The 14,633-nt window shown below is 48.8% G+C and carries 14 protein-coding genes, 1 pseudogene and 2 riboswitches; of the genes and pseudogenes, 7 read left to right on the top strand and 8 right to left on the bottom strand.

Annotated elements, in window-relative coordinates:
- Nucleotides 1–27: 27 nt before the first annotated feature.
- From argS to speE, 4 genes and pseudogenes are all read right to left on the bottom strand, one after another.
- Nucleotides 28–1,701, bottom strand: coding sequence for an arginine--tRNA ligase (gene argS / locus AC1DVJ_RS03735; RefSeq protein ID WP_477588457.1), 1,674 nt, complete (start codon nucleotides 1,699–1,701; stop codon nucleotides 28–30).
- Nucleotides 1,702–1,706: 5 nt separating this feature from the next.
- Nucleotides 1,707–2,159 (bottom strand): YwiB family protein, encoded by a 453-nt coding sequence (locus tag AC1DVJ_RS03730; RefSeq protein WP_477588456.1) that lies wholly within the window; start codon nucleotides 2,157–2,159, stop codon nucleotides 1,707–1,709.
- A gap of 165 nt (nucleotides 2,160–2,324) precedes the next feature.
- Nucleotides 2,325–2,450, bottom strand: a pseudogene (locus tag AC1DVJ_RS03725) (DinB family protein); the annotation flags it as partial.
- Between the two features lie 202 nt (nucleotides 2,451–2,652).
- Nucleotides 2,653–3,480: a polyamine aminopropyltransferase gene (gene speE / locus AC1DVJ_RS03720; RefSeq protein WP_477588496.1), complete on the bottom strand. Its 828-nt coding sequence runs from the start codon at nucleotides 3,478–3,480 to the stop codon at nucleotides 2,653–2,655.
- 283 nt (nucleotides 3,481–3,763) lie between these two features.
- Here speE and AC1DVJ_RS03715 point away from each other — a divergent pair, with 283 nt between their 5' ends.
- Nucleotides 3,764–5,866, top strand: a complete 2,103-nt coding sequence (locus tag AC1DVJ_RS03715; RefSeq protein ID WP_477588455.1) for a transglycosylase domain-containing protein — start codon at nucleotides 3,764–3,766, stop codon at nucleotides 5,864–5,866.
- A 172-nt stretch (nucleotides 5,867–6,038) separates the two neighbouring features.
- Here the strand turns inward: AC1DVJ_RS03715 and AC1DVJ_RS03710 are convergent, their stop codons facing one another.
- The gene (locus AC1DVJ_RS03710; protein WP_477588453.1) at nucleotides 6,039–6,530 is read right to left on the bottom strand and encodes a YwhD family protein; all 492 of its coding nucleotides are present in this window, start codon (nucleotides 6,528–6,530) and stop codon (nucleotides 6,039–6,041) included.
- Nucleotides 6,531–6,744: 214 nt separating this feature from the next.
- On the opposite strand from AC1DVJ_RS03710, the gene AC1DVJ_RS03705 reads away from it, so the two are divergent.
- From AC1DVJ_RS03705 to AC1DVJ_RS03680, 6 genes are all read left to right on the top strand, one after another.
- Nucleotides 6,745–8,739, top strand: coding sequence for a M1 family metallopeptidase (locus AC1DVJ_RS03705; RefSeq protein ID WP_477588495.1), 1,995 nt, complete (start codon nucleotides 6,745–6,747; stop codon nucleotides 8,737–8,739).
- A gap of 84 nt (nucleotides 8,740–8,823) precedes the next feature.
- Nucleotides 8,824–9,642, top strand: coding sequence for a hypothetical protein (locus AC1DVJ_RS03700; protein ID WP_477588451.1), 819 nt, complete (start codon nucleotides 8,824–8,826; stop codon nucleotides 9,640–9,642).
- 168 nt (nucleotides 9,643–9,810) lie between these two features.
- Nucleotides 9,811–9,949, top strand: a riboswitch (cyclic di-AMP (ydaO/yuaA leader).
- Between the two features lie 3 nt (nucleotides 9,950–9,952).
- Nucleotides 9,953–10,423: a C40 family peptidase gene (locus tag AC1DVJ_RS03695; RefSeq protein ID WP_477588449.1), complete on the top strand. Its 471-nt coding sequence runs from the start codon at nucleotides 9,953–9,955 to the stop codon at nucleotides 10,421–10,423.
- Between the two features lie 167 nt (nucleotides 10,424–10,590).
- Nucleotides 10,591–11,061 (top strand): MSMEG_1061 family FMN-dependent PPOX-type flavoprotein, encoded by a 471-nt coding sequence (locus AC1DVJ_RS03690; RefSeq protein ID WP_477588448.1) that lies wholly within the window; start codon nucleotides 10,591–10,593, stop codon nucleotides 11,059–11,061.
- Nucleotides 11,062–11,064: 3 nt separating this feature from the next.
- Complete coding sequence (locus AC1DVJ_RS03685; protein WP_477588447.1) at nucleotides 11,065–11,199, top strand: hypothetical protein; 135 nt, start codon at nucleotides 11,065–11,067, stop codon at nucleotides 11,197–11,199.
- Between the two features lie 96 nt (nucleotides 11,200–11,295).
- Nucleotides 11,296–11,398, top strand: a riboswitch (guanidine-I (ykkC/yxkD leader).
- 92 nt (nucleotides 11,399–11,490) lie between these two features.
- Nucleotides 11,491–11,811: a DMT family transporter gene (locus tag AC1DVJ_RS03680; RefSeq protein ID WP_477588446.1), complete on the top strand. Its 321-nt coding sequence runs from the start codon at nucleotides 11,491–11,493 to the stop codon at nucleotides 11,809–11,811.
- 13 nt (nucleotides 11,812–11,824) lie between these two features.
- Here the strand turns inward: AC1DVJ_RS03680 and AC1DVJ_RS03675 are convergent, their stop codons facing one another.
- The 3 genes from AC1DVJ_RS03675 to AC1DVJ_RS03665 all read right to left on the bottom strand — a co-directional run bounded on the left by AC1DVJ_RS03675 (nucleotide 11,825) and on the right by AC1DVJ_RS03665 (nucleotide 14,624).
- Nucleotides 11,825–12,274, bottom strand: a complete 450-nt coding sequence (locus AC1DVJ_RS03675; protein ID WP_477588444.1) for a YdeI/OmpD-associated family protein — start codon at nucleotides 12,272–12,274, stop codon at nucleotides 11,825–11,827.
- Nucleotides 12,275–12,594: 320 nt separating this feature from the next.
- Entirely contained in the window at nucleotides 12,595–13,551 is a 957-nt protein-coding gene (locus tag AC1DVJ_RS03670) for an ABC transporter permease subunit (protein ID WP_477588442.1), read from the bottom strand.
- Nucleotides 13,548–14,624 carry an ABC transporter permease subunit gene (locus AC1DVJ_RS03665; RefSeq protein ID WP_477588441.1) on the bottom strand — a complete coding sequence of 359 codons (1,077 nt, stop codon included), beginning with the start codon at nucleotides 14,622–14,624 and terminating at the stop codon, nucleotides 13,548–13,550. Before AC1DVJ_RS03665 ends, AC1DVJ_RS03670 begins: the two co-directional genes overlap by 4 nt.
- Nucleotides 14,625–14,633: the final 9 nt, after the last annotated feature.

Genomic DNA, 14,633 nt, shown 5'->3' with positions numbered 1-14,633 from the left:
GGAGCTTATTCTGTGTTTGAGCGGGTGTTACATCCGCTCAGGGGCGGATACGCCAACCACGCGAAGCGTGTTGGCTAGGGTCGTGCGCAGCGCGCCGAGCAGCGCGAGGCGTGCTTGGGTTAAGGCTGCGTCATCGGTGATGACGTAGTGGCCTCTATAGTAGCTATGGAACTGGCTCGCCAGTTCGTACACATAGCGGATCAAGCGGTGCGGCGCGTACTGCTCAGCCGCAATGGCGATCTCTTCCGGAAGCTCGCCGATCTTGCGCAGCAAGTCGAACTCGGCTTCCGAAGAGAGCTGGGACAGGTCCACTTGTTCCAGCGGAAGCACTTGAACCCCCTGCTCTTCCGCTTGGCGGAAGATGCTGCAAATCCGGGCATGAGCATATTGCACATAGAACACAGGATTCTCATTGGACTGGGAAACCGCCAAGTCCATGTCGAAATCCAGATGCGAGTCCATACTCCGCATAGCGAAGAAATAACGAATCGGATCTACGCCGACTTCGTCCATCAAGTCCTCCATCGTAACGGCTTTGCCAGTGCGTTTGGACATTTTGACCTTTTCGCCATTCTGGAATAAGCTCACCATTTGGGCAATCAGTACAACAAGTCGGTCCGCTTCAAAGCCAAGGGCTGTCATGGCTGCTTTCATCCGCGGGATGTAGCCATGGTGATCGGCACCCCAAATATTAATGAGGCGGTCATAGCCGCGTCCAAATTTGTTGCGGTGGTAGGCGATATCCGGAGTTAGATAGGTAAAGGAACCGTCGTTTTTGATCAATACGCGGTTCTTGTCATCGCCAAGAGGTGTCGTATTCAACCAAGTTGCGCCCTCTTCTTCATAGATATGTCCGTTATCCCGAAGCTCTTGAAGCACAGGCGGGATCAGGTTATCTTCATAGATCGACGTCTCGGAGAACCAATGGTCGAAATGGACACCGAAGCGGCCCAAGTCGCGTTTGATCTTATCGAGCTCTTTCTCAAGTCCATAGGTACGGAAATAAGTACGACGCTCTTCATCTGATAAGCTAAGTAGGCGATCGCCTTCAGCAGCTGCCAAATCTGTTGCAAAGCCTTTAATATCTTCGCCAAAATAGCCATCCTCTGGCATTTCCGCTTCTTGTCCAAGCGCTTGCAAATAGCGAGCTTCGATAGATTTGGCTAAGTTGATAACCTGATTGCCCGCATCATTGATGTAGTACTCACGTGAAACGTCGTAGCCTGCTAGGTCCAAAACATTACAGAGTACATCCCCAACTGCCGCTCCACGCGCATGTCCGAGGTGTAAAGAACCTGTCGGGTTGGCACTGACGAACTCCACTTGCACTTTAAGGCCTTGTCCCACGTTCGATTGGCCGTAGCGTTCACCTTGTTGTTGCACATCTGCAATCACTGGGTAGAGATAGACTTGGTCCATTTTAAAATTAATAAAGCCTGGGCCCGCAATTTCTGCTGCCGAAATATTCGCTGCGTCTTTGTTCAGATTCGCAATAATTTGCTCCGCGATCTGTCTAGGATTAACCTTCGCAATACGTGTCAGCTGCATCGCTACATTCGTCGCGAAATCGCCATGCGTCTTCTCTTTCGGCACTTCAAGGATGATTTCTGGCAGCTGCGCTTCTTCGACAATCCCTGCCGCTAGCACAGCTTCTTTAATCACTTGCTTCACTTTCGCTTTCACATCGTTTAGTACATCCATTCGTCTTACTCCTCCTGAATTAACAACTTGATTCGATAGGCTCCCGCATGCGTGCCTGATGCATATAGATCATAGCTCCACCTCGTAATTCCGATCCCATGGATGGCCTCGGAGGTCAGCTTGTGTGTCTCAATTTCCAGTTCCATTCGGAGCTGTGGTGTGTGATAAAAGCCTGTCCGCTTCTCCCCAGGGACGAAGGTTTGCTCAGCTTGTACATCACCTTGGCGAATAATGCGAATCTGATTGTCTTCCAGCTTAATGATCGTCACTGTCCGTCCAAGCTCAGTCGGCTCTTCGTCATAGCGGATATAGGTATGATCGCCTTTGCGGTAAAGATCCCCGCGCGCCTTCTGCACCGTGGTCTCGCTCCCGCTTCGACTCTCGATTCGAATCCGCACCCGCTGCTTATCCGTCATGATTCGTTTCTTCCCCTCTTCTTCTGCATCCGTGCATGGCATCTGATGTCAAGCGCAGACATGTTAGCTAATAGTTTATATGAAAGGATAGGTAAATTCAATGCACTTGGGTGATCACGACGTTTGGAGACCATTTCCGTATAGACTAAAGATAGAGAAAAAGCCTCCTTATCCCCTTTCAAAGCGGACTCGGAGGCTTCTCAATTTCTATAGCAGTGGGACTGGCAGTCCTATTGTAGCCCACTGCTCTTTGGCAGGACCGTAGGCGCCGATCACAGTTAGTCCTGCTTGACGCAACAGGATCGTCAGCTGACCGCGATGATGAATTTCATGCTTCAGAACTTCGTAACGGAACGACGATCCCTTATTTAGACATATATGGCGGTTAAGACAAAGATACGGAACGTCATTCCCTTATTTGCTCGAAATCGGCCATATTTGACGGAAATTAGAGAAATAGAGGAACTACGTTCCGTATCTATTGAAGAATGGTTATTTTTTGCTAAATAGCGGAACCACGTTCCGTATCTCTAGCCTATTTAATCAAATCTTCTACAAACTTAGGCAACACGAACGCTGCTTTGTGCAATCGTGGTGTGTAGTATTTCGTAGGGAATTCTGGGATTGCTGATTCTTCCACTTGTAGTGGGTCGTGCTTTTTGCTGCCCATTGTGAATGTCCACAGACCGCTTGGGTATGTAGGGATATTCGCGCTGTACACACGAACGATTGGGAAAATCTCTTTCACGTCGCGATTTACCGTTTGGATCAAATCCGCTTTGAACCATGGGTTATCGGTTTGAGCTACGAAGATCCCGTCTTCTTTCAACGCATCGAAGATACCTTGGTAGAAACCTTTGGAGAACAGTTCGACAGCTGGACCTACTGGCTCTGTGGAATCAACCATGATGACATCGTAGGTATTTTTGTGATCGTGAATGTGCATGTAGCCATCGTTAACGATAACTTCAACGCGCGGGTTGTCCAACTCGCCAGCGATCGTTGGCAGGTACTTCTTGGAGTACTCGATAACTTTGCCATCGATATCAACAAGAACGGCTTTTTTCACTTTCGGGTGCTTCATGATTTCACGAATAACGCCGCCATCGCCGCCGCCTACAACAAGAACGAACTCTGGATTCGGGTGAGTAACGAGCGCAGGATGAGCAACCATTTCATGATAAACGAACTCATCTTTGACCGTTGTCATAACCATGCCGTCAAGTGTAAGCATCGTGCCCCACTCTTCGGTTTCGATCATGGATAGATCTTGGAAATCCGTTTGCTCTCTCACGTAAGTTTCAGTGACTTTCGCTGTGATCCCAAAGCTATCGGTTTGTTTCTCTGTGTACCATAATTCCATATGTAACCCTTCTTCCGCTTCTCTATTTGGATGAATAATTCCTGACATTCGTTATCTCTAACAGTGTTCCACCAGTTGGAAAAGTCATACGAGTATGAGGTGTAATTTCCAACCCCTTCATATGCACAAATTGTATTATAGTTCATTACCCCCAAAATGCAATATTTTCCTAGCCTTTTCTCGCCAATTAACAAAAAATATTTACAATTCGTTGAATACGGACTGCCAAGCTTTTCCATACTGGTTAATAGCGCCTTTGGGCACGGAGAAGGGAGGCATGGACATGTCCGAGAACGAGAAGCCCCGCCAACAACCATCAGATGCACAGCCATCTAGAGTGAAAAATGAGGTTCCTGCTTCTATGCGGTGGATGCGGCGAATCAAGAAGACGTTTTCTTTCTTCTTCACCTGCAGCCTGCTGCTGCTCATCGGGACAGCCGTCTTTCTGGTTTATTTGCGTTCCCAAACGCTCCCTGTTACGAAAACGATGCAAACCTCCCAAATGTACGATGTACATGGCGAGGTGATTGACACCTTTTACTCTGGCCAAAATCGGCAGGTGGTTTCATTAAATGAAATATCCCCCTACTTGATACACGCTACGCTCGCTGTGGAGGATCAGCAATTCTATGATCATTTCGGTGTTGATGTCAAAGCGGTAGCACGCGCGGCCATTGTGAATGTCCAAGCGATGGCGAAGGTACAAGGAGCAGGCACCATCACGCAGCAATTAGCCCGGAATTTATACTTAACACATGATCGTACGTGGACGCGTAAAATTAAAGAAACGGTATATGCCGTTCAAATGGAAATGCAGCTTAGCAAGGATGATATTCTTGCAGATTATTTGAATCAAATCTATTACGGCCACTCGACCTATGGCATTGAGACAGCGTCTGAGCTGTTCTTCGGCAAGCATGCCAGTGAGTTAACCTTAGCCGAAAGCGCTATGATCGCTGGCGTTCCGAAAGGACCGCGTTACTATTCCCCTTATTATGATCTGCAAAATGCGATGGATCGGCAAAAGATCGTCCTCCAGACGATGGTGAATAGCGGCTTTATTACCCAAAGCGCCGCTGACGCTGCTGGCAAGGAGAAGCTGACGATTCAGCCGTTAACGAAAAAGAAGCCTTCTGCTGCCCCTTATTTCAGGGATTATGTACGCAATCTGGCGACGGAAAAGCTCGGCATTTCCGAAGAGCAATTCGATGAAGGCGGCATTCGCATCTATACTACGCTGGACAAGAATGCCCAGCAAATTGCTGAGAATGTCATAACGAAGCAGCTCGAAAGCAAGCCCGAGCTGCAGGCCGCTCTAGTCGCTGTCGACCCGCGAACTGGCGAGATCAAGGCCATGGTCGGCGGTCGCGACTATACCGAAAATCAGTTCAATCGCGCTCTCTCGAATACGCGGCAGCCAGGGTCTTCCTTCAAACCATTCGTCTATATGGTTGCGTTGATGAATGGATTCACCCCTGTCACGATGGTCAAAAGTGAACCAACTGTGTTTACTTACGATGATGGGCGGCAGCAATATACGCCAAGAAATTTCAATGACCAGTATACAAATGGGAATATTGATATGCGTCAGGCGATTTCGAAATCGGATAACATCTATGCGGTGCACACGATTCTCGAAGTGGGTCCACAGAAGGTCATAGACTTCGCGCGTAAGCTAGGCATCGCTTCACCAATGAGGCCGCTGCCGTCCCTTGCGCTAGGCTCCTTCCCCGTGAGTCCATTGGAGATGGCTTCGGCCTTTGCCTCTATTGCGAATCAGGGGGTTCACCATGAAACGACCGCCATTTTGCGAATTGAAGATGCGAATGGCAGTGTCTTATATGAAGCGACTCCGGTAGAGGAGCAAGTGATTCCGCCTGCGGTTGCTTATGTGATGACAAATTTAATGGAGAGCGTGTTCGAAGAGGGAGGCACGGGTAACCGTGTCGCCAGTACAATTAAGCGGCCGATTGCCGGCAAAACAGGCACAACCGATACGGACGCCTGGCTCGTCGGCTTCACACCTGAGCTTTCCACCGCAGTCTGGGTCGGCTATGACAAGAGCCGCGATATCTCAACGGTCGAGTCTCATCTGGCCTCACCGATCTTCGCGGATTTCACGGAACAGACCTTGGATGCCATTCCGCCGAAGCTGTTCCCGATCCCCGAGGGTGTATCGACCGTTTACATTGATCCTGTGAGCGGCAAATTGTCTAATGAGGACTGCCCGAACGCCAAGATGGAGGCTTTCCTCTCTGGCACAGAGCCTACTACGTATTGTACAGGCAAGCCTGCTAATCCAGATGCAGCGGGCGGTCAAAAAGCCGGTTCCAAAGGGGATAACGGCTCTTGGTGGAACGACCTTAAACGTTGGTGGAACGATTAATTTCCCATTCAAAGAAAACACAAAAAGGCAGTACTAAGCGCGTCTTAGTCCTGCCTTTTTGCTGTCCTAGTATATGAGGTAACATACACTAGGGTCTAGTATACCCGCTTCGACATTGTGTAACAATGGATGACACATAATGTTCATATTCTCTATATTTGCTAAAGAAAGCTTACGAGAGTGCGTCCTTGAGGCTTTGATCCGAGCGATTCCACCAGTCTTCGTTGTGCGCAATCAGACAATTTCGAAGGACTTCCCGCTCACTGTCAGACAATCCCTCTAGGATGAATTTGCGCTTCATGGCACCATCCATTTTGTTCACATGCTCAGCAAGAATCTTCCATCCACGGCGTGCTTCGGTATCGACTAACATTTCGCAAGCGGACATCCCTGCATAGTAGGCGCCATCTTCTGTGCGATCAACCGCTACCCACACAATCCAGGCTTTACGGCCATTCGGGACATCCTCTTTGTTTGTGGAGAATTTGATCCCTTTCTCAATCTTGCTCTTGGCATGCAGTGTTCCTTCATCCAGATACGCTACATCCCCGTCAATAATGATACCGGAGACGTTACTCAGATCAATGGCTCCTGCACCAAAGCCTTTGTGATTCACTTTCGAGCTTACTATATTTAAGGCCAGCTTCTTCTTATCCGCTTCCATAAGGGCACCTTCCACTCTACATTAGGTTAAAATGACGACTTGCTTTCATTGTAGCGAAAGTCTTCCTGTAGAACAAGGGGCGGCGGTCTTCCATGCCTATTTCTCTCCTCGATAAGGGTTTTCTCACATTTCTTTCACCTCGCAGAAATATTCCCTAGGTTGTCTACATATACATGCTGTAGATGCTTGTTTAGGCGGGGTGAATCTCATGGATATGAATGCTCTATTCAATAGCCGCAAGGTACAGTGGTTTGCTGTTATGCTCCTTGCTGCCGGCGCAGTGTTACTAACGAACACCTTGCTCCCCTCCACACCAAGAGGGACTGTTCCTGTCGTCTCTAAAGATGTACCTTTTGCTAAGACACCGGACATGCAGCCTGCAGATAATGGCAAACCGTTAGAAGCCTCAACACCACTTAGTTATCGTATCGCTGAATATCACATGAACGTTGCCTACACGCCAGAAACACAGCAGCTTCAAGGGCAACAAACGCTCACGTGGGAAAATCCAGGATCCATTCCTGTGAAAGAAATTTATCTTCACCTCTATCCGAATGCATTCGCTTCAAAGAAAACGACGTTTATGCGCGAATCCGGCGGGAAGTTGCGGGAGGATGAAGCAAAGGCCGAAAGCGGCGGCAGCATGGAGCTGTTATCCGTGAAGTCCGATACTGGCGACGATCTGACCAAGCGAATGTCGTTCGAGCAACCGGATGACGGCAATAAGGACGACCATACGCTGCTCAAAATCCCATTGTCTAAGCCAGTAGGACCGGGAGAACGCGTGACCATTACTACGGAATTCCTTGTTAAGCTGCCTGCAGCTTTTGCCAGAATGGGATATGTGGGTGACTTCGTTATGGCTGGGCAATGGTTTCCGAAGGTTGCCGCTTATGAACGCAAGGGGACAAGAGGACGGACAGAGCCTGGCTGGGATCTCCATCAATACCATGGAAATTCCGAGTTCTATGCCGATTTCGGGATGTATGATGTGAAAATTCAAGTGCCCGCGAATTACATGGTGGCGGCCACAGGCTTTCAGGTGAAGCCTGCTGTGACGGACAAGGGCATGAAGACGTACCAATTTTATGCCGAGGATGTCCATGATTTCGCATGGTCGGCGTCGCCTCATTTCGTCTATGTGGAAGAGCCCTTCTCTGCCCCACAGGTTCCAGGGGTTAAAATCAAGCTTTATCTCGATCCCAATCACCAAGACCTGAAGGATCGCTATATGTACGCAGCTAAAAAGGCGCTCTCGCGCTACAGCCAGTGGTACGGAACGTATCCGTACTCTACGCTTTCAATCGTTGTACCGCCTCCTGGCGGGAATGGCGCCGGCGGTATGGAATATCCGACTTTGGTCACCGCGTGGGGCGCCAGCGACAAAGATCCCGATTTAGAGCTGGAACGCGTCGTCGTTCATGAGATCGGCCACCAATTCTTCTATGGGCTCGTCGCTAGTAATGAATTCGAGGAAGCATGGCTCGATGAAGGCTTCACCTCTTATGCGGAGGATAAAGTCATGGAAGCTGAATATGGCGATGCGCCTAATTTGCCTGTCGAATCCAGCTATATCACCTCACCCAATGGGCTGCAGAAAGAGGCATGGGCCTACAAAGGACATGATCAGTATGCAGAAAATGTGTACACGCGCGGCAAGCTCGTGCTTAAAGCGATTGAGCAGCAAGTCGGTACCAAGGTGATGGACCGCATTATGAAAACATATTTCCAGCGTTGGCAGTTCAAGCATCCATCTACAAAGGATTTCCAACAGGTTGTGGAGGATGTCAGCAAGACGAAGTGGGATGATTTCTTTAATCAATATGTATATGGCAGCATGATGATGGATTATTCTGTCGAGCGTGTACAGGTGAAAGCTCAGGGGCCTAAAGGCGCTGAAGCTTATGAAAGTACCGTTCGCATCGTTAAGCATGGCGGCAACTCCCCGGAAGTGCCGATTCAGTTCCATTTTGCAGACGGTACAACGCTGGATAAAACATGGGATGGCAAGGAAACCAGCATCGATTTCACATTAACACATGCGTCCCCTGTCGACTGGGTGCGAATCGATCCCAAGTACACGCTCATTCTAGAAAATAAGCACATCAACAACTTTTATCAAACGCAATTAAATACAAAGTGGCAAATTCGGTGGAATCTCGGCATTATTCAGCTCCTGCAAGCCATATTCAACTCAGTCGCCTGGTAAGGGCTTGGCTTATGTCTTATGACAAACTCTGAGCGTATGCTTACGCAGCCAGTTTTCTAAAGAAAACTTTAAGGAGGGACCTCGTTGGCCACCTATATCAAATCCGGCTTCAGAGCAGCTATGGCGCAGCCTTTTGCCACGATCATTCTATTCCTGTATCAGATGGGTTGGGGTATTCTCCTGTATAAGCTCGTGCAGGGAATACTCGTCCCCCTCATGCATCGTTTCCCAGGCGCTGAGCAGCCCAAACAAGCTTTACAGATCTTCCTAGCTGAAGGCCAGTTTCAATTAATCAAAACAGATCTCAGCTATTCGTATCTCTGGTGGCTTGCTGCGCTGCTCTGTGCTCGTATGCTGCTTACTCCTCTCCTGAATGGCGGCGTCTTCTACTCACTTACACACTCCCACCAGAACGCTGGCTATCGCTTTGTTCGTGGAATGAAGCAGCTCATGCTTCCGTTCCTGCTTGTATATCTGATCCGGATCGCCCTTACGCTGCTCCCCTTGATCTGGATCTTTCCGAAGGCCACATACATTCTTGGACACAGCGCTTCCTATGAGCAGGTACTTCTCGATCTTCTGCCTTGGATTACTAGTTTATTGGTGTACGGCTTTCTCCTGCAGCTTCTCTTTATGTACGTGCAATTCGCTATAGCAGCTAAGCTTGGTATCCTATCGACTGTTATCTCTTTCTTCCGATATTCACTGCCGATTGTCGGACTTGCCATCACTCTTTTACTATTCACAGGACTATTGGCAGGGGTCACGGTCACAGCCACTTACCTGTGGGCAGGTCTGGTAGCACTAATTATTTATCAGCTATACCCCCTATTTCACATTTTCATCCAGATCTGGGGCATCTCTTCCCAATTTCAGCTACTTTCAGCCAAAATATCCAATTAATAGCCAGCAAAACAGCCAATAGGCAAGCATTCACCCCCTCTCCTTGAGAAAGGGGCTTTTTTTTGTCTTATTTCCGAACAATTTCGCTTATTTTTAGCCTATTTTTCAAACTAAAAAGAGGAATTTCATTCTTTATGACGAATAAAAAGGACTAGCATCAAAAAAACCAAATATTGCATGCCGAATTCCTCATTTTATGGGGAAACGGGGGAACCACTCCGGGTGAATTGATCTTGCAAGACAGGGATCATAGGGAACCTTCAACCGAACCCTCCAGCTAACCTCGTAGGCACCGGAAGGAGACAAGCAGTTGAAGAAAGTTGTTGGTCTTGTTTTTAGTCTTGTTTTGTTTTTGAGTGTTAGTGTAGGAAGCGTTTTCGCAGCATCCGATATGGATAATGCGGTAGACGAGCTTGTAGGAACTCCTTACAGATGGGCAGGAACGACAACCAAAGGATTCGATTGCTCTGGTTTCACGTCCTACTTGTTCGGCGAGTTCGGCATCGACATCCCACACAGCTCCAAATCACAAAACAAAGAAGGCTACTGGGTTGACAAAAGTGACCTTCGTAAGGGTGATCTTGTATTTTTCAACACGGATGGCAGCGGTATCTCTCACGTAGGGATGTACCTCGGTGATGGTGAATTCGTTCACTCCGCTACTAACCAAGGTGTTGTTAAGAATAAGTTGAGCGAATCCTATTATGCGAAGCGGTATGTATCAGCCAGACGTGTTCTGTGGGATGATATCTACAATCAACTAACTGCTGAATCCAAGTAATGTTCTCGGCACAGAATAAAGCCCTGTAAGCTTTGCTCGTAAGAGCGGCTTGCAGGGCTTTATTCATTTGAGCGGGGATAACGGCGTATACTATATGTATCGGGCTCGGGCGACATAAATTATGAAATCAACAACTACACGTTTTATTCGAGGAAGGATCGGACTGCATGGATACAAACGCTAGCACACTTCCCCCATTTCCCGGTATTGTTCAATCCATTGATGAGATTAGAGCGGATATTGGCGAGCCGCATCCCGCGATTAAAAATAAAGTAATCAATCAGATTGACGAGCACGCACGTGCTTTCATCGCCAAATCGCCCTTATTCTTCTTCTCTACGTCGAATGCGAATGGCTCGAGCGATGTGTCCCCACGCGGGGATGCCCCAGGATTCGTTCGCGTCTTAGATGAACGCCGCTTCATCTTCCCAGAAAGACTCGGCAATCGCCGACTAGACTCGATGCAAAATCTGCTGACCAACCCGCAAGTCGGTCTCCTGTTCATCATTCCCGGTGTCGAAATGGTGCTCCGCGTTAATGGCCGCGCTTATTTGACGAAGGATGAGGAATTACTGGCGACGATGCAGCTGAATGGCAAATCACCAGTCGCAGCTGTTGGCGTTGAAGTGCAGGAATGATTCGTGCATTGCAGCCGCGCGCTCAAGCTTTCGAAGATTTGGGAGTCAGGCACTTGGATACCCGAGCAGGAACAGCCGGACGGCATGGACATGTTCCGTGCGCATGTGGCATTGAACGGGATTACGTTGGAGGATTAGTATAGAATGGACGGCTGAGATACGGTCAACAGAGGAAGCCCCTAACAACCAGAATGTGTAACTTGACATCGAATGTGAGCCGTCTTATAATAACGGCATGTCGTTTTCTAGGGTTCCGAGGCGTGTAATCGCCTGCTGGTCCAAGGGAAAACACACAGCGAATACGCTGTGGTCACGGAGGGAGAAAAGCCCGGGAGTCTAACGCAGCAATGCGAGACTCTCGGGCTTTTCTCTGTTTTTTTGGTGACACTAACAACAACATCGATCGCAAACATAAAGGAGTGAGAACTTATGGCATGGTTATATCTGGCCATTGCAGGTGTTTTTGAGGTGGTGTGGGCCATCTCATTGAAATTTTCCAACGGATTTACACGGCTTGTCCCCACTGTGGTCACGATTCTCGGAATGATCGTTAGCTTTTATTTTTTAGCGGCAGCTACGAAAACTCTTCCCATCGGAACCGCCTATGCCGCTTGGACCGGGATCGGTGCAGTCGGCGCAATTATCATTGGCACGCTATTTCTCAATGAACCGATAAGTTTAGTTCGTATCTTGTTTATGGTTTTGATTTTGGTCGGTGTGCTTGGGTTGAAATTTACATCTGGGCACTAAGGTGCTTCGAGCCTTAGACCTCGCTCATTTGCGTGACCACATTGGCGATCCGGCGGAGGCGCGTTTCTTGTGTTTTGGCATCCTCGACCTGCCGGACGAATTCCTTACGCTTGGAGAAAGCGAGAGCTTCAAACCGCTGGATAGCGCCTTCTACTTCAGACAATGCCGATTGAAGATCGGCCGGTACTTCAACCGTGCGAGGCGCTAGATCTAGAGCTAGCGTCACCTCGACAGGGTCTTCGGCTTTCAAGCCGGAGGCTTGTCGATGGGCTTCGCTGAGCGGGATGAGGTATTCGCCACCCATGACGGCGATCGTTGTCCGATAAGTGTAACCGTTCAAGGTCACGGAAACGCTTGGCTTTTTGCCACCTGCTAAAGAAGTCATGACCTCTTCGGGAATGGAGATCCCAGTAGCATTTTTATTGTGGGCTTTCATCACGGTTGTATGGAATGTTACACTCACGGTTGATGCCTCCTATGTAATGGTTTGGATTAAGGCTATTTTACCATAAAACTACATACCAGAAGTTACCCTCGCAGTGACGGAGGAACAAACGATCGATCTACTGAATTTCTAACGGACCTGTATGCCGCTATTCCCAGAAAAATAGACTGGTTCCCGATCTAACGGACTCCAGCCGCCGTTATTTACGGTTTTGGGGGCAAAAAGGCGCCCCAAGGAAGCCAATAACGACTGTGACGTCCGTTAGGCATAGGAAGTGACGTGCTATGACAACGACAAAAAAAGCCGAGCCCCACCCTACGGATGGACGCTCGACTCTATTACATCAGCTGTCGTTCCTCGCCATAGCGGCGTTTGAGCTGATTTAAGAAAAATTGCAGAGAGAGGAACAGCATGGCAAAGCTCGTTCCCGCGCTGAGAATAATCCACGGATGCAGACGAATATAGCGTGCGCCGTAGGCGATCAGCGACAACCATTCCCCTGAGGTGCTGATGGAAATCGAGAAGCCTGCTTCTGCGTCACCGATCGTTTCGGTGCCGCCCAGCACGAGATTGAATACAGCAAGCTGACCGAGTAGGAAGAGTACCTGCATGAACTCGCTTAAGAACATGAACATCATTTCATTTCTCATCGATGGGAAGATATGCCGCAGCGTTCGATGCCAGAAGGAACCGCCCATGAGGCGGGACGCTTCAATGTACATTTTGCCGCTATAATAGCGTGTACGGTCTGCGACCTGATGCGCTAATGGGAACACGCCAATTAGTGTAACGAGAATGATGAAGGTAACGCTGAATAACAACTTGTTGTGCGGGTCTGCTTTGATCCCGAGATCAAGCCGCAACCCATAATACATGCCAACTAAAGGTGGGTAGAGGAAAATAAATGCCGGCACCGCCGCAACCGCCCACTGCAGGGATCGAAGCAAGCCCCGTCCTTTGCCTGTCATCCCGCTCCAAAACCCCCATGGCAATGCAAAGGCAAAACGAAGCAAAGTCAGTCCAAGCGCAGTGCCAAGGGTGTATTTTAACCCATTCAATAATAAACTGAGCATGTCGAAGCCCCGATGATCCGTTCCGAGCAGAAATGTGCTATTGGGTGCATAAGGCGGAATACTGTATCTCGTTTTGCCGTCTTCTTGGTATTGGATCATGTTGATTTTGTCCTCTGGAGTTATGCCATGCGGCTTCATCCAGCTCCCGAACACCATCACAAGCAGGAAGATGGCTAGGAAAGCGATCGATACATAAAAAGCAGTAGTTGGACGTTTCCTCATACCCTGGCCACCTCCTCCGCACGTACCACAAACCACTTCCGCAGCAGCGCGTAGAGAATATGAAACGCCATTGCAACTAAACCAAGCACCATACAAACGGCAGACATCGAGGACAACCCCTGATACATCGGCAAGATAATGAAGCCTCCCAGACCCCCAATGCCACAAATGGCCTCCGCGACCGCCATGCTAGCTAATGCGAGTGTCGTAGCTCTAGGCAAAATTGCCAATACATCCTCCATCACATTACGCAGCACATGCGAGAAGATCACCTCGCGACGCGTCAAGCCTTTAGCTAGCGCAGTTATCACATAATCCTGCCCCAGCTCGCGCGCAATAGCGACACGCAGAGTCCCGTAGATCGTAACGGAAGGAATCAACGCTATCGTCAGGAACGGAATAAGGAACGGTGTTCGATCACCCACTTGAACGATCAGCAGCACATAGTGCCCCAGAAGCCTGGTGGCATATATCGCCCCTAACTGAATAAGTACGATCAGGAAAAAGTCCGGTAATCCGATAAGTAGTGCATGAATACCATCCATTAAAGCACCGATTCCTCTTGAAATGGAAGCCCACAGCGCAAATAGCATACTGAGCACAATCGCGAGCAGCAGGCCAGGAATGAAGTACTTGCACGTTTTCAACAACATTTTAGGGATTGCTTCACTTATGGTCACCTCTTTGCGATTGTAAGGATCCCGATATTTCCCGAAATCACCGTGAAGAAAGCCTTTTAGCTGATTTGTCACCGTATAGGTATAATGGCGCCAAGAAACGACTGGCACATCCAACGGAACGACTGAGGATCGCAACACGCCTCTGATGGTGCTCGCTGTTCCTTGGTACTCCCAGAACTTCCCGTATGGCACTTGAAAAAGCCCTTCTTTCTCATTTAAAACGCGACTGCCTGGCAGCATCTCGCTTACCTTCTGCATGCTAATACTGGAATTGACCATCACTTTAATCTGATCCGGCTGAACTGACAGGAACATCATCTTAATATTGCTCAGCAAGAAAATACCGATCAGTGTGATAACACCCAGCAATAGCCATCGTCCTATCGACTTCAATCCATACAC

Source organism: Paenibacillus sp. P4_A9, from assembly GCF_056402415.1.
This window is presented reverse-complemented; position numbering and strand designations above follow the sequence as displayed.

Bases quoted from the DNA above. Each gene is read 5' to 3' on its own strand.
- AC1DVJ_RS03705 (WP_477588495.1), top strand. From the start codon at position 6,745: ATGAATGCTCTATTCAATAGCCGCAAGGTACAGTGGTTTGCTGTTATG.
- AC1DVJ_RS03710 (WP_477588453.1), bottom strand. From the start codon at position 6,530: ATGGAAGCGGATAAGAAGAAGCTGGCCTTAAATATAGTAAGCTCGAAA.
- speE (WP_477588496.1), bottom strand. From the start codon at position 3,480: ATGGAATTATGGTACACAGAGAAACAAACCGATAGCTTTGGGATCACA.
- AC1DVJ_RS03690 (WP_477588448.1), top strand. From the start codon at position 10,591: ATGGATACAAACGCTAGCACACTTCCCCCATTTCCCGGTATTGTTCAA.
- AC1DVJ_RS03715 (WP_477588455.1), top strand. From the start codon at position 3,764: ATGTCCGAGAACGAGAAGCCCCGCCAACAACCATCAGATGCACAGCCA.
- argS (WP_477588457.1), bottom strand. From the start codon at position 1,701: ATGGATGTACTAAACGATGTGAAAGCGAAAGTGAAGCAAGTGATTAAA.
- AC1DVJ_RS03730 (WP_477588456.1), bottom strand. From the start codon at position 2,159: ATGCCATGCACGGATGCAGAAGAAGAGGGGAAGAAACGAATCATGACG.
- AC1DVJ_RS03680 (WP_477588446.1), top strand. From the start codon at position 11,491: ATGGCATGGTTATATCTGGCCATTGCAGGTGTTTTTGAGGTGGTGTGG.
- AC1DVJ_RS03670 (WP_477588442.1), bottom strand. From the start codon at position 13,551: ATGAGGAAACGTCCAACTACTGCTTTTTATGTATCGATCGCTTTCCTA.